Raw genomic sequence first — 20,615 nt, 5'->3', positions numbered from 1 at the left:
GCTCTAAATACAGGTTTCGGAAGAAGGGGCCTCTGGTAAACCGATTTTCCTGAGATCAAGCCTCAAGAAGTTTTAGAATGACCGCTTTTTGAGCGTCCAGTCGATTCTCCGCTTGCTGGAATATGATGGACCTAGGGCTTAGAACCACGTCTCGGGTAATCTCATATCCCGCGTGGATCGGCATGTCGTGCATGACTCTTGCGTTCGTCTTTTCCATCAGAGCGGAATTGATCTGATACGGCATCATCAGTTCCATTCTTTGTTTTTTCTTATCGGCGTAAGAAGGATCGTTGAAGAATTCCATGTCCAGCCAAGTGTCCGTGTAAACGTAGTCCGCGTCCTTTACTGCCTTTTCCAAATTCGATTCCCAAGCGAGCGTTCCCTTGGACTTGGCCCGTTCCACGGTAGACTCGTGTATGTTTTCCTTTTCGGCGATCGGGGTTACGAGAGTCAAATGAATCCCCAAAGCCGCGGTGATTCCGATGAGAGAGTTGACCACGTTGTTGTGAACTCCGACATACGCGAGTCGAACCTGATTCAAAGGGCGTTCGGGTTTGTCGAGCGCGATGGTCATTACGTCCGCAAGAGATTGACAAGGGTGAAACATGTTGTCGCAGCCGTTGATGACGGGAACTTGTGAACCGTTCTTCATAGCAAGAAGGTCCTCGTGTTTTTTTAGACGGGCCATGATGACGGAAACGTTTCTGGAGAGATATCTCGCTTCCAGATCGATGTCGGAAAGTTGAAAGTTAGACGCCATCCAGTCCAAGTAAATTCCGTGGCCGCCCATTTCGGTCATCGCCACTTCAAAAGAAACTCTGGTTCTTGTGGAAGTTTTCTGGAAGAGCATCGCCAAAGAACGGCCGCTCAAATGACCCGCGTAGTTGACTCGATTCTTCTTTACGTGGATCGCAAAGTTCAGCAGATCGAGAATTTCGGAATCGGACCAGTCTTCCCAAGAAATAAGATGTTTCACGTTGATTTCGGACATAGGACTTTATGTACAGAAAACAGAATAGAAGGAGTTTCGTAAATGAAAATAGATATAAACGCCGCCCTAAGTTACGACCCGTAGGGAGTAACTTGCTGAGTTCAGGAAGGCGTTTGCTGAGTTTGCGCTGATCGAATCGAATGACTCCGGGGGGATGAGATTAGAATTATCCGGAAAAGCGTTTTTGAGTTTTAAAAAAACGGGGCCGGGGAAGCCCCTAAAGGTTCATGGTAAATCATGCTCCGCTCTCTATGCGTCGCATCTGAGAACTCAGTGCCATCGGCTCCCTACGGGTCGCGATGGCAGCGACAAATACGGAGGGGAAAGCGAAGAGCGCTTCGAAGAATCGAGTCTAAATCAAGACGCGAGTTCGAGGGCGATGAGAATGTCCGGCAAGCCCGTTCTTTGATGGAATTGAATTCCTAAAATAAATCCTTTTCCGTCGGGACGGGGAACTTGTCTTTGCAGACTTCCTTGAAATCGAAATTGAAAATCGAGTGCGTTGGAATCGATTCTTCCGCTGAGAGGGGAACCCGGAAGAAGATTCAATTCATTCAAAGAAGAAATCGTAAGACCTTCTTCCTTGAGTTTGAGAATTTCAAACGAATCCTCGAAACCGTCGATTTGTAATTTTAATCCTTGTAGATCTCTCGATGGGGTAAGGGGAATCCCTTCCATGGTTTACCTGCTATACTATGATGGGGAGAATGTAGGATACTTCCGTTACATTCGATTTACCCGAACAATACGAACCGGTAAAAAGAAGAATCCTCCTTTGACCGGGCGAAGTGTGGGAACTCTTACAAATTGGGAAAGTGAATCTTGGGTTCGGACCGTAAAACTCAGGATGGGGAGTTCCTACATTTCTTTCTACCATTGAATCTTGATTTCACAGTAAATCCGATTGTGGGAACTCCCACAAATCTCCTCGATTTTAATTGCTGACAGTCGGATTTCCGCAAAAAAGCTGGAAAGAGGGCGGAGTAAAAGTCGTGAGCGAGACAATAACACAAAAACCGAATCAATCCATCGAGGAAGAAACCAAACGGAGAAGAACCTTCGCCATCATCGCCCACCCGGACGCCGGGAAAACGACCCTTACCGAAAAGCTTCTTTTGTACGGAGGCGCGATCCAACTCGCGGGCGCCGTAAAGGCGCGTAAAAACAGAAAGGCAGCGACCTCCGACTGGATGGAGATGGAAAAAGAAAAAGGAATCTCCATCACGTCCGCGGCTCTTCAGTTCGAATACAACGGATACGTTCTCAATTTATTGGACACTCCCGGTCACGAAGATTTTTCCGAAGACACGTATAGAACTCTCATCGCTGCGGATACCGCAGTGATGGTGTTAGACGCGGGAAAAGGGGTCGAGCCTCAGACGATCAAACTCTTTAAGGTTTGTCGCGATCGCGGAATTCCCATCGTTACGTTCATCAATAAGATGGACCGGCCGACCAAAAATCTTTTCGTACTTCTGGATGAGATCGAAAAGGTTCTGGGAATCGCAGCGGTTCCTATGGTATGGCCGATCGGAACCGGAGTCGACTTCAGCGGAGTGTATTCCCGCAAAGATAAGAAAATTCTAACATACGATAAAACTCCGGGAGGAAGTCAGAAGTCTTCCTTTCAAACCTCGGGAGTCAACGATCCCGAACTCGACTCACGATTCGAAGATTGGGTTTTGAAATCCTTTCGGGAAGAATTGGAACTCGTGGAAGGCGGAATTTCCGAATTCAATCAGGAAGATTTTCTGGAATCCAAGATCACTCCGGTGTTCTTCGGTTCCGCCGTGAACAACTTCGGAATTCAATTGTTTCTCGACGAGTTTATCAAAATCGCGCCGCCTCCTTTGTTCTTTCCTTTGAAGGACGGTTCCCGTTTGGATCCGATCCATACTCCGTTCAGCGGATTTATCTTTAAGGTTCAGGCGAACATGAACCGGCAACACAGAGACCGAATCGCTTTTTTACGCGTGACTTCTGGTAAGTTCGAACGAGGGCTCAACGTGCTTCACGGAAGATTGGGAAAATCGGTGAAACTTTCCTCGTCGTTCGCGTTCTTCGGACAAGATCGAAACACTGTGGATGAAGCGTATCCCGGCGACATCATCGGGCTCGTCAACCCGGGCACCTATGCGATCGGAGATATTGTGGCTTCCTCCAAGGTTCCCGATTTAAAAGGACTTCCCGTATTCGCGCCCGAACTCTTTGCGACGATTTCTTCGGCTGATACGGCGAGCATGAAAAGTTTTCGAAAAGGAATCGATCAACTCGCGGAAGAAGGAATTCTTCATTTGTTCTCTTCACAGACGATCGGGGGAGGATTGCCGATCATCGGCGCGATGGGCCAACTTCAATTCGAAGTTTTTCGTCGAAGACTGATGGACGAGTACAACGCCCCGTCCACGATCACGATTCTTCCGTATGTGATTTCTTGTTGGATCGGACAAGAGGATCTGCCCAAGGTTCCGTCTTCCGCGAATCTCGTAACGGATCGTGGCGGAAGAGCGGCACTTCTCTTCGATACGGAATGGGACAAGGGATATTTTCAAAAGAAGAATCCGGAAATAACCCTTTTGGATTATCCTCCAACCGCTTAATACCCGATTCATCCGTTCTAAAAGCGGCCGCTCCGTATTTTTCCGCGGATCGATTTGTAAGAAAAAAGCAATACTCTGGTAAGATTCCGATTCATTTCGGAGTCATACATTTCGTATTTGCACCAGATGTCTTTGAGGCGGAGCGGCTTTTTTTAGTCACTTCGCCTATTTTTTTTGAAAGAAACTTTTGACGTTCACCTTGGTCTCTGGTTTCGTTCTCTTTCTCGTTCATTGGAAACTGAGGACGTATTGTTAACCCAACCGGCTCCTTGGACCGCTATGTAAGAAGCTTTTTTATTGCAACCGGTAACTCCCACCTGTCCGTTTCCTCTTGATAACTCTCCTAATACATGGATTTGAATTTTTTCCTGGGGGCACTCCATGTCGAAAGAGGCTTTATTCAACCCATATTGGCGGAAATGTTCTTCCGTTGTCATACAGTTGGAAATGAATAGTGTTACGCAAAATACACTCGAGATGTTAATAATTTTTTGAATCATATAACTATCTTCAGTTATTCTTTTGTTTGAATCATATTCTAATTCTTTCCGTTTATTCCGATTTATTCGTTGATGGTTCTTGTAGTTGTTACTCGATGGGAATGGATTGAAACTAAAAATTCCGGGGTTTTAAACCCGGCTTTGAACGGATTAAGCCAAAATGTCGAAATAGAATTCGGAGCAACAAAGTAGAAAAACGCGTTTCGCTTTCGCGTAAACGCCGATCTGTGCTCTCGAAAAATTCCTTTGAGCTTGAAATTCGATTTGATAGAGTTACAATTTCAAGAGTTGTCAATAAACATTTCACCGCGCCGCGGTTTCGTTCAGGATCGTTTCAAGACGTATGATCGTAAAAAAATTCCAACGTATTTACGCACAAGAACCGTTTATCTTAAGGGTAAGGGCTTTATATTTACTACTGTTTAACATAGTGGTTCTTACGTTCGCGAGTCTTTCGCTTACTTTCTTTTTCTACGAGAAGGAAGAAACGTATCGTCCCAGTTTTATACTCTTTATCATCGCTTCGATTCTTGCGATTCTCCTGCTCTGGTTGGGGCAATACAAGAAGGCGTTGATCATCACTTTGTTTTCCGTTTCCATCGGGGTTGGAGGCGCCTTACTTTTTGCGAATCCGGTCGGAAATATAATTCCGAGTCTTTCCATTCTTGTGCTGCTGTTTTTATTGTTCACGAATATTCGGACCACGCTCTTTGTCTCGTTATATTCGTTTATTATAATGCTTTTGTTTTTTTACAAACTCAGCCAGAGAAATATGTTCAACAGCGTATTCTTTGTGGATTCGGTGATCGGTTTTACCATTTTTATAATCCTCGCTTTTTTGACGGTCAATCTTCTGAATTCTTATATTAAGGAGAAGGACGAATTGATTAAGGAAATTCATCATAGAGTGAGAAATAATCTTCAAGTCCTAAGCGGCTTGGCCGACCTCCATCGCAACGACAAATCGGATTTGCAGAAAATCCTGTTCGAGTTTCAGAATCGAATTCTTACGATGTCCGAAGTGCATAATTTTCTGTATAAAGCGGATAATTATCACAGCATCGAATTTTCGAGCGTGATCGAAAAGATTATCGAGAATCTGAAGAACAAACACAAAAACTTGCGGGTAACCATTCGTAACGAATCGGAAAAAATCGATCTACCGATCGAAACCGCGATTCCTTGCGCGATGATCTTGAACGAACTATTAAACAATTCTCTAACGCACGCTTTTAAAGAATTTTCGGATCCGAAGATCGAGATCCGTTTTTCGAAACGCGGAAAAAATTATAAATTAGTCATAAAGGATAACGGAGTGGGGATGGCTACTCCGGTGGATTTAAAAAAATCGAATACGACCGGATTCACTCTGATGCATATTCTCTCTCAACAGATTCGCGCGAACTTCGAATTGAACAACGATAACGGTTTGGTCGCGACGCTTGAGTTTTGATTTACGATTTACGATTGCGCGTGCCGCACGATCCGCCGCGTTGTTGCAGTCATCTCGGCGGTATTGGTTGCATAGATTGCTTTTATTTCGGGGGCGAGTACCGATTTTTGGAATTGGATCTGTCCTTGTCTAAGAGAGCTTTAGGAATAAAAAAGCCGGTTTAAAAACCGGCTTTTTTATTCGGATTCTTTGAAACCCGCTCGGCGTCGCAGAGCGGTTCCTAAAATCCTTTGCGTAAATTCTAAATTAGAATTCGTTACTGGAGGTTATCCGCAACCAACTCCGCAATGTCTTTTACTTTTACTTCTTCGATCTTTCCTTCGTGTTTCACACCGTCGGTGATCATGGTCACGCAGAAAGGACAAGCGGTCGCGATCGTAGTCGCACCCGTATCGAGAAGCTGTTTGGTTCTCTTGACGTTGACACGATCGTTGTTTTGTTCTTCCATCCACATCTGAGCTCCACCGGCTCCACAGCAAAGACCCTTTGTGTGGTGATCGGAAGGTTCCGCAAGTTTTCCGCCGGCAACTTTTTTCACGACGTCTCTCGGGTTCTCGTAGTTGTCGTTGTAACGGCCGATGTAGCAGGAATCGTGATACGTGTATTTTCCGGAAGAAGCGTCTTCCGCGGTTTTCACGTCGAGTTTTTTGTCCTTAACAAGCTCGTTGATGAATTCGGAGTGGTGAACCACTTCGAAGTTTCCGCCGAACTGAGGATATTCGTTTTTGATCGTGTTGTAGCAGTGTGGACAAGCGGTTACTACTTTTTTCACGTTGTATCCGTTCATCGTGTCCACGTTCGCTTGCGCAAGAGTTTGGTAGAGGTATTCGTTCCCGCCTCGTCTCGCAGAATCACCGGAGCAGTTTTCTTCCGTTCCGAGGATTCCGAATTTCACGTCCGCCTTCTGGAGAATTTTTACGAAAGACTTCGCGATGCTTTTGTTTCTTTCATCAAAAGCTCCCGCACAACCGACCCAATAAAGAACGTCCACGTTTGCGTCTTCGGCCATGGTTTTAACGCCAAGACCTTCCGCCCAATCCGCTCTTGTATGAGCTCCTACACCCCAAGGGTTGGAGTTGTTTTCCATGTTTACGAATGCGTTTTGTAATTCCACGGGGAATTTGGATTCCGCAAGAACCAAGTGTCTTCTCATTTCCATGATCGCATTGACCTGGTTGTTTCCAACGGGACAAGCTTCCACGCAAGCGTAACAAGTCGTGCAACCCCAAAGAGCTTCTTCGCTTAAACCTTCGTAGCTGTTGATGACTCCAGTGTCCAGAGCAGCGACTTTTTCAGCAGCGACCGCGGAATCGGTTTCCTGCGCTCTGATCTTTGCGACTTCGGGCATTTTATCCAAAAGGGCGTGTTTTAAATCCGCGATGATCATCTTCGGATTGAGAACCTTTCCGGTTCTGTTTGCAGGACATTGAACTTGGCAGCGACCGCATTCGATACAAGACATACCGTCGAGAAGGTTCGGCCAGGGGAAATCTTCCACACGGTTCACACCCCAAACAACGTTTTCATCTTCCAAATTGAGTTTGGAAAGAGCGCCCTTCGGAGTATCGGATTGAAGGAAGTAGTTGAACGGTGCGAAGATCAAGTGTGCGTGCTTAGAAGTCGGCACGTAAAGCATGAACGCGAATACGGAAAGAATGTGAACCCACCACATGATTTGAACGACCAGGTCCGCTGTGGAATATTCCACGCCGATGGATTTCCAAACGGCACCGATTCCGGCAGCGATAAAGGAAGCGTTTTCAGTAGGGCTGTCGTAAACCGCTCCCACCGCTTTTGCGCCTTCTCCCAAAAGTGTGGAGATCATCAGAATGGAAATCATGCTGATGACGATCGCAGACGCAGGAGAATGAACGTCGAGGCCTTTCGCTTTTTGAATCCATCTTCTCCAAGCAAAAAATCCGAGACCGATTAAAACGAGAATCGAAACGACTTGTACGATGGACTCGTAAAGATGTCCCGCGTGTTCTCCGAACAAGAAACCTACTAAGGAGAATTTATACGGATCATCCATTCCGTACCCGATAAGACCTGCGATCATCTGGCTTGTAGTGTGAATCGTATAGGTTATGAAACCGTAGAAGATGAACGCGTGCATGATACCGCGGACAGGCTCTTTGAAATTCTTTTTTTGAAGAATTACGTTCTGAATAAAGCTATTGATTCGGAATACCCAGTTCGGATTTTCCAAAAAGTTTTCGGTTCCTGCGGCCTTTCTCGCGCTGAAAATCAGATTGAGGCGATAGAGGATCGCACGAACAAAAACTACATTCGCGATTACGAATAAAATGGTGAAGATCAAATGAAAGGCGATTTGAGAAATTGCCATATGGATGAGTTACCCTTTCTTGTGGATTGGTGAATGATTTACAGCGTAGGAATCGAGAACCTCCCTGTCGAGGAATTTTCAAATCAAGGGTTTCTGGTAGAACGATCGTTCTTGAGATTGAAACTCAATGATATTTTCGTGAGAGCGGAATGTAGTAGTTCCTACATTTTGAAAAGAAGTCCGGAAGAATGTGGGAACTGCTACGTTTTTCCGGATATTATACGGCGGTCTTGATCTTACTGAAAACGGCAAGTGTGGGAACTCATACGGATTCCAGAGTGGATCTCGTGTTCTCACGTAAAACGTGGAGTGTGGGAACTCATACAATTCTCCCGTAAAACGGACTTGCATTGAATTGAGACAAAGTCTCTTTTAGAAAAAGACAACCATAGAAACAAACATAAGCTTCTTTTCTAAGGTCTGAATTCTTAGAAACCGCAGGGAAGAATTCTCCAAAAAAGAGGGTGCAAAATAAAGAACACCCTCCAAGCTTGAAGGTGTTCTTTGCGAAGTTCGCAGCTCATAAGGAGTAACAGTGGCCTCTATCTTCTCATCTCAACCCAGCGATCGGATTCTCGAAAAAGCCTTGGACGGAGTTCGAATTTCTCCCGAGGAAGCACTGATTCTGTATCGGGACGGGGATCATCTTAAGATCATGGCGGCCGCCCGTAGCCTTCGGGAAAGAATTCTCCCGCACGAATACGCGAGTTATACGATGTTTCGTGTCGTCAATTACACGAATTACTGCAACGTGGAATGCAGCTTTTGTTCTTTTATGGATGAGATCGGAAACGGAAAAGGTTACGTTCTTTCCGCCGAAGAAATTTTGGAAAAGATGGACTATGCGGTCGGCGAAGGTGCGGACCAAATGTTTTTGCAAGGCGGCGTGTATCCGGATCTTCCGTTCGACTATTATCTCAACGTCATTTCTTCCGTGAAAAAGAAATATCCGGACATGCATATCCGCGCGTTTTCTCCGGTGGAAATCATCAATCTCGAAACGATCACCGGTCTTCCTCTGAAGGAGGTCCTACAAATCCTAAAACAAGCGGGACTGGATTCCGTTCCCGGGGCGGGAGCCGAAATTCTCACCGACAGAATGAGAAACATTATCTCTCCTAAAAAAGCGACCACGGAAGAATGGGTTCGCGCGATGGAAACCTGCCACGAAGCGGGACTTCCCGGAAGCGCGAACATCGTGTTCGGTTCGGAAGAAACTCAGGAAGAAGTGATCGAACACCTAAGCGTTGTGCGAAATCTCCAAGACCGGTCCGGAGGATTCTTATCCTTTATCCCTTGGACCTTTCAACCCCAGACAAAACGATTCAAGGTGCGCGCGGTTTCCACACAGGAATATCTGAAGGTGCTCGGGATCTGTAGAATCTTTTTGGACAACATTCCTCATATCGAAACTTCGGTGATGGTTCTCGGAAAAGGCGTCGGTCAACTGGCTCTGACGAGCGGCGCGGACGATATATCTTCCGTGGTCATCGAGGAAAACGTGCTTCGTTCTTACGGACTCAAAACCGAAAAAGAAGCGGTGAAATTTTTGAAAGAAGGCGGCTTTGCACCGAAACGCAGAGACCTTCTTTACAACTACGATCGTTACAAGAACGAACTCGCGCGGACGCTTTGATCAAAAAAGAATGTTTTAGAGGATAGGATGATAAAAATCGTAAACTTTACGCTCGTGTTTCTGATCGCACTCGCGGCTTGTACGAAACAAATCCACGAAAGAATTCACGTCGATACCGGCGTGACCGTAGAAACCTTAGGACCGCATAAATACAAATTAGTCGCGATCGGGGGAGCTTCTTCCAGTTCGGTCGAAGAAAACGACACGTTCAAAATGAAGAATACTTCCTGCACTGCGGCCAAGTCCATCGCCGCCCGCAAACTCGAAGAGTTGGAACCAGAACAAAAGAACAGACAGTTTTTTATGGAAGCGACGAGCACTCGTTATATCGACGACGGCGCGTATTGCGAAATCACCTTTCACTACGAGCTTCCCGCTCCTAAGAAGCAGCCGTAGTCGTTCCGGGAGTTTCTTTCGGAAAGTAACGGATCGGTTCGATAAACGAAACCCGGTTGCGTCCTTTTTTTTTCGATTCGTATAAGGCCGAATCGATGGAGTGATAGATATCGTCGAAACTGAATTCTTCCTCGGGGCCGAAGATACAGGCCCCAATCGAAACGGAAATTTTTACGGAAGCTCCGCTTTTGGTTCGATAAGACAATTCCTTTTCGGAAACTTCCTTGCGCAACTTTTCGCAAAGCTGAGAAAGATCGTCTTTTTTGATCGCGTCGAGAAGAATACAAAACTCGTCCCCGCCGATCCGCGAACAGATATCCGTCGCCCTTACCCTTTGTTTCATCACGTCGGAAATCGTCTTCAAGGCCGAATCCCCCGCGAGATGTCCGTAAGAATCGTTGATTTCCTTGAGATAATCCATATCCAAGATGATCATCGCAAGGGAGAATTTATAACGTTGTGCGCGCTTTAGAAAGAGTTCGAACTGTTCGATCAGATATCTCCGGTTGTAAAGCCGCGTAAGCTCGTCCACCTTGGAAATTTTTTCGATTTGAATGTTCTTATCCCTAAGTTTGTTCACCGCCTTCTGCAGTTTTTTCTTGGCGCGGTGATCCATCACTCTCCAGAAATTGATGAGAAGATTTCCGAACACCCCCGTAAAAAGATAAATCAGAACGTTTGCAAAGTCGTGCTGCAAAGCGGTCGCGTTTCCGGTTAACGTGGTGCATAAAACCAAAGAGAAGTAAAAGAGCGCATTGAAAAAGATCACGGTCGTTCCCGTGAACCAAAGCAGAATGTTTCCGCTCACGACGAGGGTCGTATAAAAATGAAAGTAAAGTCCCATTCTTTCCGAATCCAAAAACACGTACGGAAGAATCGAAAACACGATCGTGCCCGAGGAAAAAATACTGAATCGTTCGATGGTTCTGCGAAAAGAGGATTTCCATTTTATAAGTAGAAATGCAAAAAAAGCGGACAACAATACGACCGTCAAACGGGAGTATACAAGGACGCGATTTTCTTCACCGAGAGGAGAGGCGCCGTCGGGGACCAAGGCGGAAAGAAAACTGATTCCGATGCAGAAGAAAAAGTAAATGACCGTCGCTCTTCGGATGTCCGGTTGATAGATTCTCAGATAATCTTCCGGGAACGGATTGAAAAAAACTCTCCGAGCGAGGAGTTTTATTTTTTGATTGTTTCCCAAAAAGAATCTCATGCGGTATTGCAAACTCCGAAACGGAACCCGGCTTCCTCATTTTAAAAACGCTATTCTATAAACAATCAGGATTTATCGTCCGGTTCAAGCGACTTTGCCTGTACTCGTTGTTTGACGATTAAAAAACGACGATCTTTCTCGGGTTTTTGGTCAGAAGAGAGGGCAACGGCATTCCTTCTCCGCCGAGAGAACGCACAAATTTACCGTTGATGGAGAGTTGAATGCCTCGGATCGGGAGATTCTCCATAAGGCTGTAAGTAAGCTGATCGATTCGATCCTTAAGAATTTCAGGCCCGGCGCCTCGTTCCAAATCCCCGCTTAAAGAAAGTTTCAAAACCCCGTTTTGGATTTCGTAGTCGGAGTCATAGCGCAGGGATTGCGGAATCGAATTCAAAATTCCTTTTTCTTTTTCCACAGAAACCGGTCCCGCGATCAGGGAATTCAGGATGAGCTTGACCCGATCTCCTCCTTTGGAAAGACGCAAAACCTTCACGAGCCGGGAATGACTTTTGTTTCCTTTTCCGTAGAACTTCAGAAAATACAAAGACAATTCTCCCTTTTCGCTCGGGATCGGAACGCTTGCGTGTGCGGAACCGTGTTCCGATTCTTTTTCGGATAAAACGTTCGTAATCGGAGGTTCGAGAACGGGAACGAGATTGTCCTCGTCCAAATCCTCTTCGATGGAGTTTGCGTTTTCGGAAGAAGTCTGCACGTCTCCATTTTGGAGAAGTTCGCCTAAGATTTCATCCTCGGCTTGATCCATGATTTCTTTGTGATTGAGATTTCCCTTTGGAGAAGAGGAGGATTCGGGGCCAAACTTGCCGATGTTGCGAAACCCCTGAAATCCCGCGCCGGAAATGGAAAAACCGGACCCGGTGCTTTTATCCAAAAGCACCAATGTAAAAATAATTCCGGCGAGTATGAAGATGAGATTTTTTCTTTTTTCGGAATCCGGCACGTTTTCATTTTCGGAAAAAAAGGGAATTCTATGCAGGCAAAAATCTACAGGATTGCGGTCAGATCCGTAAGGTTTTTGAGTTCCAATTCAAAGTCGGGGATTTCCCCGGCGGGCGCGTGACCGTAGGCGCAGAATGCGAACGGGCATCCGTTTTGACGGGCCGCTTCGTGGTCCGAAAGTCTGTCTCCGATCATGAGGATTTTGTCCGGTTCAAGACCGTAGAGTTTTACGTATTCTTTGAGAATTCCTCCCTTGGTCTTGATCCGATCGTTGTCCAGGACGAGAATCGGATCGAAAAAGGAAAGAACACCTGCAACTTCCAAAATGGTTTCGACATACGGTCTTCTGCCGTTTGAGGCGGCCAGGATGCGGAATCCTTTTTTGGAAAGGGATTCGATCGTTTCTTTGACGCCGGGGTAGAATTCTCCCTCTCCGTTTCGGATGCGTTGGCATAAGAATTTCAATACGCTGTCGGAAATGCCGTCTCTTTGTTCTTCGTTGAGTTGAGGGAGAAGATTTTGAAAGATCGTTTTGACCGGTTTTCCGATTTCCATCATGATTCTGTCCCGGGACGGAAGTTCGATCGGAATCCCCGTGGTTTCGGAAAAATTACGGATCGAGTCGCGATAGACTTCGAGAATGATTTCTTCGGAGGAGAATAAGGTCCCGTCCACGTCGAAGGCAAGAGCCTGGAGAAAATCGCCGGAAAATGCAGTCATCACGGACAGTTTCTGAAAACGGGTCCTTTTGGCATTTTCTTTTTCCCTTTGCTTGATTTTCCTCCTACACGGAGAAAATAGGAAGAACCCTCTTATGAAGACTTCGCAGCCGCATTCCTTTGCTTCTCTTTCGGGACAAGAATGTTCCGCAAACCGCACCGCGTTGTTTTCTTCTTTCGTATGGAACGATTACAAGGCACAGCTCCAGAATCGGGTGCGAGGATTCGAGCTGGAACGTTATTTCGCATTAACGGAAGGCGAAAAAATCGGAATCTCCGATACGATCCGTCTCAACGTTTCCGCGACGCCATATTACATTTCTCTAACGGACCCGAACGATCCGGAAGATCCGATCCGAAAGATGATCGTTCCGCGCGAGGCCGAGTCCGTTTTTTCACCGGAAGAATCTCCCGATCCGCTGCACGAAGAACGCCTTTCTCCCGTAAAAGGACTGACGCATATGTATCCCGACCGAGTCCTTTTGTTTACCAATCACGAATGTTCCGTGTATTGCAGACATTGTATGAGAGGACGCAAGGTTTCCGATTCCAGGGAAAGAATGCTGACCGGAGATCTGGAAGCCGCGTTCGAATACATAGAATCCCGTAAGGAAATACGCGATGTCGTATTATCGGGAGGGGACCCTCTCAATCTTTCCGATTCCAAGATCGATTGGATTTTGGAACGTCTGGAAAAAATCGATCACGTAAAGATCTGCAGGCTCGGAACCAGAAATCCGGTCACGCTTCCGTTTCGAATCACGTCCGAACTTTGTGCCGTCATCGAATCACACAACACCGATCGACTTTCGATCTTCTGCAACACTCAGTTCAACCACGCCAACGAATGTACGAAAGAAGCGAAGGAAGCCGTGTTGAAACTTTTGAAAGCCGGAGTCAGCGTGGGAAATCAGTGCGTTCTCCTAAAAGGGATCAACGATTCCGGAGAAGCTATGTTAGAACTTCATAAAAAACTGTTGGAGTTGCGGATTCGCGCGTATTATATGTACGACCCGGAATTGATTCCGGGCTCGAGAGGATTTCGTACCCCTCTCGCCAAAGGAATCGAAATCATCTCTTATTTGAGAGGAAAAATCGCAGGAATGGGGATTCCACAGTTCGTCAACGATCTTCCCGGAGGCGGGGGCAAGATCACTTTGACCCCCGATTGGTATCTCGGTTATTACAAACCGGAACGAATGCACGTATTCCGCTCCGCGTTACGCGGAACCTATCATCTCAGTCCGGAACCTCCCGATAGCGATCGGGAGGAATTCTATCCTTCTCTTTCCGCCGAAATCTGGGATCGGATCGCTCCGAACAGCTACGGGGCCCAAGAGAAAAAGTTTTTATGAAAGAAGAAACGCGAAACCGAGACGAAAAAGAAGCGGGCCTTTCGAATACGAGTCGATCCGGTCTTCCCGAAACGTTCGGAGCGGGCGAATCGGATCGAAACAAAAAGCCCACCGTTTTGTTGTATGCGGATCTGCACGAGTTCGAAGGAGAGATTCCGGACCACTATAAACAAGAGTGGGAATCGAAAATTTCGGTCGATTCGATCACGAAATTGTTAAGCGACATGGATGAAAGGGTGGAACTCGTAACTACACCCGAAGAGCTTTTGGAAACTCTGCAGGTTTACGCACGTTTGGATCGCAAAGAACGTCCCGTCTTGTTTCATTTGATGGAAGGATTTCGGTCCCGCAATCGGGAATCCTTGATTCCGGCCGCGGCGGAGTTGTTCGGGTTTCCCCATACAGGCTCGGACGGCTATGCGCAGAGCGTTTCTTTGGATAAGAATCTGACGCGGATCTTTGCGGATTCGATCGGATTGCCCGTGGCTCCGGGATTTTTGGTGCGTTCCAAGAATACGATGACGGAGGATCTGCAAAACGTTTCCGTTGCGGATCGAAATTCTCCCATGAAAAAACAAGATCTCGTTTTCTTAAAAGAAGATTCGTTCTTGAAAACACGACGCGTTTTTTCCCGGGAAAACGCAGTTCTTCCGAACGGAGTTTCATTTCCCGCTTTCGTGAAACCCGCGGGAGAAGGTTCCAGCCTCGGAATCGGTGAACGAAATATCGTTCACGATTTGTCCGAACTACGCGCATTTTTATCCGCGAACCCGGAGGAATTCTTCCCTTACTTAGTCGAAACGTATTTAAGAGGAACTGAATATACGATTTCCGTAATGGGTTCGGAAACTCTCGGTTACCGCGCAACCGGGGCCGGGAGATTGATCTTGCAGGAAGCGCTCAAAGTCGAGGAAGTCTACGGGGAAAAAACGAAATCCAAAGATCGAATGCCGGAGGCGCTCGTATTCGATTGCCCGTCCCGATTGGAAACATTCCTTCAGGAACAAAGTCTTCATCTTTGCAAATCTTTGGGAACTTCCGGCGCGGCAAGACTCGACTGGAAATTGGATTCTTCGGGAAATCCATTCTTTATGGAAATCAATTTAACTCCGGGTTTGTCCCCGTTTTATTCCACCTTTCCGATTTGTTATCGTCAGAGCCTAGGGGACGAAAAAACCTTGTTTCAAGAGATTTTAAACATCGCTCGCAGAGAATTCGAAACGGATCGATTTTTATATTCTCAAAAAAAGATCCGTCGGATTCTCTCACGGACATAGACTTGAATTTATGCAGACCGCAAGCCTGAAACAAACGACGATTTCCTTTCGCAATACTTTGGAAGATTCGGTTCGCAATCATCCGGTATTGACTTCCAACCGTTGGCTGGAACAAAAAGAAAGAAGAATGGAAAAGGAGGATCTTCTTCTTTGGCTTCGTCAGGAATACTTCGTAAGCGTCGATTTCGTAAATTGGTTTTTAAATACGGCATCGATCTCCGAATCCGTGGAAGCGAAGATCGTCCTCGTTCAGAATATCTGGGAGGAATTGGGGGAAGGGAAGGCGGAAGATTCCCATGTTCGAATTCTGAAAAAATTCCTTTCCGACATGGGAGAAATCGTCGAAGAACGGCACAAACTTCCGGAAACACAAGCTTATTTGGATCTGATGCGGAAGATCACCACTTCCGATTTTTATTCCGCGCTCGGGGCGCTCGGACCGGCGAACGAATACTTGCTGAAATTGGAATATTCAAGAATGTTTGAGTCTTATCGCGATCTGAAAACCAGAATTCCATTGCCCGAAGGAAAATTTTTTCAAGTAAATTTGGAAGCCGACGAATCCCACGCGGAAAAACTCTTTCGATTGATCGAGGTCGTCGCCGACACCGATGAAAAACGCAATCGAGTGCTGGATGGAAACAGGCTTGCACTCGACGCAAGGCTCGTGTTTTACGAAGGATTAACGGCTTTTCAGGGTCTTTAATAGACCGATTCCTATCATTCCGAAAATAGGAATCAACGGAAGATACAAAAGCGGTGCGATCCACCGATATCCTTTGAGGGAATGGCTGAGTTTGCGGATCGCGAAAAAGCCGGGGTATCTTCTTCCATCCGCGATCATCTGCACGTTCCCTTCCGCCACGGAAACGTTCAAAGAAGGATGGATTTCCCGTAACTCTTTTTCCGAAAAATCGCGGAACGAACGAAAGCGGATCTTTGGGTCGAGGTTGATCGATTGCAGTTTCGCTGCGAGATTCGCACAGAAAGAACAATCGCCGTCGTATAAAAAAACGAGAGAATTCATTAGAATATTAAAATGTACTCACTTCTTTTTTGGATTCGAGGTCCTGCGGAAGGTTTTTTAAAAAGGCGCAGACTCCGGGAATGTGTTCCTCTTTGACTCCGATCCAGAAATAGATCCAGATTCCTTCTTTTTGCATTCCGTCGCAAACCTTCATATACCATTTGGAGATCGTGTTTTCCTTTCTCGCTCTCCAGAATAAAATCGGGAACCGCGCGATCATGTCGTCCCAAATATCCCTTCCGACTCCTTCTCCTCTTGCGATTTCGTCCACCGCGAACTTGGAAAGAAAGGTTCCGAAAGGAGTGTTCTTGACCAAAGCGCAGCCCTTGTATTCGGATTCGAGAACGATTCCCGCGAATTCCTGTTTCCAGAAATCCTCTTTGAGGGAACGCTGGAACGCCTTTTCAATGAGAAGATTCATCTTCTCTTTCGAGACCGAGTTTACGTCCGCGATAAAATCGATTCTGTTTTTTCTACGGAGAAGCGTTCCGCTTCCTTTGATAGTGAATAATTCCTTTAACAACGACGAAGCGGACGTGACGGCGATTCCGAATTCCTTGTCCTTTACGTTTTTATAAAGTTCCAAACAGGAGTTCAAAAGGGCGGAATCTTCCCGGTCGGCGACGACGGACGAATCGATATCGTAGATGGAGATCTTATTCCCTTCGGAGTAGATTCCTCCTCTCGTATATAGATGGACGAGCTTTTTCGTTTTTAGAGTGGAGCAAAGCTTGGTTAAAAAGGAAAAAAGCGCGGCGCCTTTTTCCTCGGCCACAAATACCGGAAGTTTTTTTTCGGCGAGAGCGGATGCGACCGAACCCGCCAAATCCTGAGAATGTCGGAATAATTTTCCGGGAAGAATCGACGACGTTTCTTGCTTACTTTGATTTCTGTAAAAAAGATTGGTATAGGAGATTCCGTCCTTGTCCAAGACGACGACGGGATACAGGTCGAGTTTGTGCAGCAACTTCAGGTTGTAGAGAAGCGCTTCCGCGGATTCCATCAGGGTTCCGGAATCCGCGTAGATGACTGCGAACTTTTCGGGTTCGATCGAACGGAAGAGTTTTAAAAATTGAAACGAATCCTTGGTGTTCTCTGTGACTTCTAAAAGTTTAAGGAGAATTTCCTGATGTTTCATTCTTTTTTGATTCGATTATTTGCCCAGAGTGTAGGCAACCAATTTTCCTTTGAGCTTCCCGATTGTCAGGGATTGTTCCTTGTCTTTTTTGAGTTTTAAAAAACCCAAGAGCGAAGTGTCGCCGCAGACGATCGCGAGTACGTTGCCCGCAAAATGGTCCTTGAGCCGCTTCCCCCAAGCCGTATAAATCTCCTTGGCTTCCTCCTTGGTTCCGAGACGAACTCCATACGGAGGATTGGTCACGATATAACCGCCGGAAATCTTATGTTCGTTTTCGGAGACGGTCGCATCGGATTCAAAAAAAGTGATGAGGTGATCCACTCCCGCATTCTTCGCGTTCAGTCTCGCGAGATTCAAAGCCTTTTCATCCAAGTCCGAAGCGAAAATTTTCGCAGCGGAAGAATTCTTCTCATTCTCCCTGCGAGTCGGCTCGCCGAACAGTTTTTGAAACGGAAGGGAAGAATCCAGACTTCTGTAATTCGTATAACCGCCGTATAAAAGTTTCAGGGCCGCCTCGATCACGACGGTTCCCGAACCGCAGAACGGATCGTATAACGGTGATTTGGCGTCCCATCCCGAATAACGAACGAGCGCCGACGCGAGAATCTCCCGGACGGGCGCTTCTCCGCCGATTCTTCCGTGACCTCGTTGTTGGAGAGGTCTCGTGTTTAAACCGAGGGAAAGTTTTGCGTGTTCGGAATGGGAACGAAGATAGAGTAGAAAATCCGGTTCTTCGCGCGAAATTTTCGGGGGTTCTTTTCCTTTGGAACGGAACCTGTCGAAGATCGCGTCCTTCAGTCGGTATGTCGCATAACGTGAATCTTTTAACGCGTCTTTGGTGGTGGAATCGATTCGGATCGAATGTTCCGAGCCGAAAATTCTTTCGAAAGGAAACTCGAGCGCTTGATTGTAGAGATCGTCCGGATCTTCCACTCTCCAGAATTTAAGGGAAACGCTGATCCCGGATGCGATTCCGGTGGAAAGAATGAAATCCTTCAACGCCTTGGAAGAACCTTGAAAAAAAACTCCCCCGCGGTTTTCGGCGACGATCTTTAAACCGGCTTCCAATACTTCTTCGCGCAAAAGGCCGGACAATCCGTCCGGACAAGAAGCGTGGTATTCGAAAGAATCCGGTTTTGAAAAATCCCATTCCGATTTGGAAGGAGAGGAATTTTGTCGGGGACGTTCCTTGGGATTTCCCTCCGGCTTTCGCGTTTTTAGCCGAAGGGATTTTTTAGGTGCGGGTTTTTTAAAATGGGTCACTCGATTTGTTGCGCTAGATAGTTTTCAACGCCGATCTGACGGATAATTTCCTGTTGGGACTCGATCCAATCGATATGCTCTTCTTCGGAGACGAGAATTTTTTCGAACAATTCTCTCGTTCCGTTATCGTTGTTTTTTACCGCGATCGCGATGCCTCGGTTGAACCGTTCCACCGCCGCATACTCGAGTTCTAAATCCACTTTTAAGATCTCTTCGATGTTTTTTCCCACGGAGATCTTCATGTATCTTTGAAGATCGGGAACGCCGTCGAGATAAAGAATGCGATCGATGATTTCGTCCGCGTGTTTCATCTCGTCGATGGATTCGTGTTTCATAAAGTCGGCGAGTTTTTTGAAACCCCAATTCTTGTTCATCTTCGCATGAATAAAATATTGATTGATTGCCGTAAGTTCAGCCGCAAGGACTTCGCCGAGGATCTCAAGCACTTCTTTGTTGCCTTTCATCGTATTCCCCCTTGTATCCATTCAGTATAAAAATCATTCCTAATTTTGCAAGGATAGTTTGTAGACGAGGATGAAAAGTCGTCTTGCACGCGTTATTTAATTTTTTTTGATTTTCAATCTCACAATTTTTGAAAACATAGACTTCCATGTCTTCATCCGTTTTCATCATCGATTCCGAATTGAGCCGCTTCGGAAAAACTGAACTTGATTATCATTCTCTTTCGTATCAAACCGCGGCGAAACTTTTGGAAAGAAATTTTGAGTTTGAACCTCAATTTCTTATTTTTGCCGCGATGGCTCCGGAACGTTATACGGGAGAAGTGTTTCTTCCGGCAAGAATCAAGGAAAGCCTCGGTTTAAAAAATTGTTTTACGATCAGAACCGAGACCGCATCCTCTTCCGGCGCGAGCGCTCTACATACTGCGACGTATCTTTTACGATCGGGAGCGTTTCAAAGAGGGATCGTCATCGCGACCGAAGTCATGAGCCGTCTCGAACGGGAAGAAAATAATCTTCTGCTCGGAAGCGTTTTATCGGAACGACAAAAAGGATTCGCGATGTCGATGGCACAGGGCGGTGGAATGATCGCGACGCGTTATCTGCACGAGTACGGATACGATCGAAAGGATCTCTACGCACTTTCCAAAAAACTGCACGACAACGGACTCAAAAACGAGAAGGCTCATATCCGAAAGAATATTACGGAAGAAGAATATTTTAAATCTCCTTTATTCGCGAGTCCCTTGTGTCTTTACGATATTTCGCCTCTTTCCGACGGAAGCTGCGCGATTTTGCTTGGCTCTGAAAACGAGCATTCTTCCCGACCTTTGAAAGTTTCCGGAATCGGACACGGAATCGGAAATCTTTCCTCCGCACCGGGGCTCTTGAGTTTTCCTTCCAGCGTTTCCGCGTTTGCGGGAGCTTACAAAGAATCGGGTCTGAAACCAGAACAGATTCAGATCGCCGAGTTGCACGACGCATTTACTCCGTTCGAGTTGATCGGAGCCGAAGACGCGGGATTGTTTCCGAAAGGAAAAGCGTTACGTTATGTGAAAGAGGGAAAAACTCATCCGGACGGACAACTTCCGATCAACGCATCGGGAGGTTTGAAAACGAGAGGACATCCGGTGGGAGTTTCGGGTTTGGCTCAAATCGCGGAACTGCAGACTTGGATGTATCGCGAGGATCGTTTTCAAAACGGCTTGGCGCTTTCCATCGGCGGTTTGGGCGTGAATAATTTTGCGACGATTCTTTCCAAAGTTTAGAATGGAACTTA

19 protein-coding genes are annotated in these 20,615 nt (G+C 46.4%); 9 read left to right on the top strand and 10 right to left on the bottom strand.

The window, feature by feature from the left end; translation table 11 throughout:
* Positions 1-55 precede the first annotated feature (55 nt).
* Together LFX17_RS11335 and LFX17_RS11330 are read right to left on the bottom strand one after the other, a co-directional pair.
* Positions 56-991: an ornithine carbamoyltransferase gene (locus tag LFX17_RS11335; protein ID WP_238730347.1), complete on the bottom strand. Its 936-nt coding sequence runs from the start codon at positions 989-991 to the stop codon at positions 56-58.
* Between the two features lie 357 nt (positions 992-1,348).
* Positions 1,349-1,669 (bottom strand): hypothetical protein, encoded by a 321-nt coding sequence (locus LFX17_RS11330; protein ID WP_238746760.1) that lies wholly within the window; start codon positions 1,667-1,669, stop codon positions 1,349-1,351.
* Between the two features lie 314 nt (positions 1,670-1,983).
* Between LFX17_RS11330 and LFX17_RS11325 the strand changes: the two genes are divergently transcribed.
* On the top strand, positions 1,984-3,591 hold the full coding sequence (locus LFX17_RS11325) for a peptide chain release factor 3 (protein WP_238746758.1): 1,608 nt from the start codon (positions 1,984-1,986) through the stop codon (positions 3,589-3,591).
* Positions 3,592-4,434: 843 nt separating this feature from the next.
* The gene (locus tag LFX17_RS11320; protein WP_238746756.1) at positions 4,435-5,544 is read left to right on the top strand and encodes a sensor histidine kinase; all 1,110 of its coding nucleotides are present in this window, start codon (positions 4,435-4,437) and stop codon (positions 5,542-5,544) included.
* A 256-nt stretch (positions 5,545-5,800) separates the two neighbouring features.
* Here the strand turns inward: LFX17_RS11320 and LFX17_RS11315 are convergent, their stop codons facing one another.
* Entirely contained in the window at positions 5,801-7,891 is a 2,091-nt protein-coding gene (locus tag LFX17_RS11315; RefSeq protein WP_238730343.1) for a heterodisulfide reductase-related iron-sulfur binding cluster, read from the bottom strand.
* 188 nt (positions 7,892-8,079) lie between these two features.
* Here LFX17_RS11315 and LFX17_RS11310 point away from each other — a divergent pair, with 188 nt between their 5' ends.
* The 3 genes from LFX17_RS11310 (at position 8,080) to LFX17_RS11300 (ending at position 9,923) form a co-directional block, all read left to right on the top strand.
* Positions 8,080-8,229 (top strand): hypothetical protein, encoded by a 150-nt coding sequence (locus LFX17_RS11310; protein ID WP_238746747.1) that lies wholly within the window; start codon positions 8,080-8,082, stop codon positions 8,227-8,229.
* 197 nt (positions 8,230-8,426) lie between these two features.
* The gene (mqnC, locus tag LFX17_RS11305; protein ID WP_238746740.1) at positions 8,427-9,527 is read left to right on the top strand and encodes a cyclic dehypoxanthinyl futalosine synthase; all 1,101 of its coding nucleotides are present in this window, start codon (positions 8,427-8,429) and stop codon (positions 9,525-9,527) included.
* 27 nt (positions 9,528-9,554) lie between these two features.
* A complete protein-coding gene (locus tag LFX17_RS11300) occupies positions 9,555-9,923 on the top strand; it encodes an LIC11299 family lipoprotein (RefSeq protein ID WP_118955978.1) in 369 nt (122 codons plus the stop codon).
* Here LFX17_RS11300 and LFX17_RS11295 read toward each other — a convergent pair.
* The 3 genes from LFX17_RS11295 to LFX17_RS11285 all read right to left on the bottom strand — a co-directional run bounded on the left by LFX17_RS11295 (position 9,907) and on the right by LFX17_RS11285 (position 12,816).
* A complete protein-coding gene (locus LFX17_RS11295; protein ID WP_238730341.1) occupies positions 9,907-11,139 on the bottom strand; it encodes a GGDEF domain-containing protein in 1,233 nt (410 codons plus the stop codon). The two genes, LFX17_RS11300 and LFX17_RS11295, sit on opposite strands and share 17 nt — an antisense overlap.
* A gap of 118 nt (positions 11,140-11,257) precedes the next feature.
* Positions 11,258-12,097, bottom strand: a complete 840-nt coding sequence (locus LFX17_RS11290; RefSeq protein ID WP_238730340.1) for a GerMN domain-containing protein — start codon at positions 12,095-12,097, stop codon at positions 11,258-11,260.
* A 44-nt stretch (positions 12,098-12,141) separates the two neighbouring features.
* Complete coding sequence (locus LFX17_RS11285) at positions 12,142-12,816, bottom strand: HAD family hydrolase (protein ID WP_238730339.1); 675 nt, start codon at positions 12,814-12,816, stop codon at positions 12,142-12,144.
* Between the two features lie 94 nt (positions 12,817-12,910).
* On the opposite strand from LFX17_RS11285, the gene LFX17_RS11280 reads away from it, so the two are divergent.
* Genes LFX17_RS11280 through LFX17_RS11270 form a run of 3 tightly spaced genes read left to right on the top strand, consistent with a single transcriptional unit; the run spans position 12,911 to position 16,153 of the window.
* Positions 12,911-14,170: a KamA family radical SAM protein gene (locus LFX17_RS11280; RefSeq protein ID WP_238746739.1), complete on the top strand. Its 1,260-nt coding sequence runs from the start codon at positions 12,911-12,913 to the stop codon at positions 14,168-14,170.
* A complete protein-coding gene (locus LFX17_RS11275; protein WP_238746738.1) occupies positions 14,167-15,447 on the top strand; it encodes a D-alanine--D-alanine ligase family protein in 1,281 nt (426 codons plus the stop codon). The genes LFX17_RS11280 and LFX17_RS11275 overlap by 4 nt, the downstream gene beginning before the upstream one ends.
* Before the next feature lie 10 nt (positions 15,448-15,457).
* Entirely contained in the window at positions 15,458-16,153 is a 696-nt protein-coding gene (locus tag LFX17_RS11270) for an iron-containing redox enzyme family protein (protein WP_238746737.1), read from the top strand.
* On the opposite strand, the gene LFX17_RS11265 is transcribed toward LFX17_RS11270, so the two are convergent.
* The 4 genes from LFX17_RS11265 to bfr are packed head-to-tail and all read right to left on the bottom strand — an operon-like array spanning position 16,130 to position 19,339.
* Positions 16,130-16,474 carry a DCC1-like thiol-disulfide oxidoreductase family protein gene (locus tag LFX17_RS11265; RefSeq protein ID WP_238730335.1) on the bottom strand — a complete coding sequence of 115 codons (345 nt, stop codon included), beginning with the start codon at positions 16,472-16,474 and terminating at the stop codon, positions 16,130-16,132. The two genes, LFX17_RS11270 and LFX17_RS11265, sit on opposite strands and share 24 nt — an antisense overlap.
* 7 nt (positions 16,475-16,481) lie before the next feature.
* Positions 16,482-17,612, bottom strand: a complete 1,131-nt coding sequence (locus tag LFX17_RS11260) for an acetylglutamate kinase (protein ID WP_238730334.1) — start codon at positions 17,610-17,612, stop codon at positions 16,482-16,484.
* Positions 17,613-17,627: 15 nt separating this feature from the next.
* On the bottom strand, positions 17,628-18,875 hold the full coding sequence (locus LFX17_RS11255) for a THUMP domain-containing class I SAM-dependent RNA methyltransferase (RefSeq protein ID WP_238730333.1): 1,248 nt from the start codon (positions 18,873-18,875) through the stop codon (positions 17,628-17,630).
* The gene (bfr, locus tag LFX17_RS11250) at positions 18,872-19,339 is read right to left on the bottom strand and encodes a bacterioferritin (RefSeq protein WP_238730332.1); all 468 of its coding nucleotides are present in this window, start codon (positions 19,337-19,339) and stop codon (positions 18,872-18,874) included. Before bfr ends, LFX17_RS11255 begins: the two co-directional genes overlap by 4 nt.
* A gap of 146 nt (positions 19,340-19,485) precedes the next feature.
* Between bfr and LFX17_RS11245 the strand changes: the two genes are divergently transcribed.
* The gene (locus tag LFX17_RS11245; protein WP_238730331.1) at positions 19,486-20,604 is read left to right on the top strand and encodes a thiolase family protein; all 1,119 of its coding nucleotides are present in this window, start codon (positions 19,486-19,488) and stop codon (positions 20,602-20,604) included.
* Positions 20,605-20,615: the final 11 nt, after the last annotated feature.

This window comes from Leptospira sanjuanensis, assembly GCF_022267375.1.
Taxonomy (GTDB): domain Bacteria; phylum Spirochaetota; class Leptospiria; order Leptospirales; family Leptospiraceae; genus Leptospira; species Leptospira sanjuanensis.
This window is presented reverse-complemented; position numbering and strand designations above follow the sequence as displayed.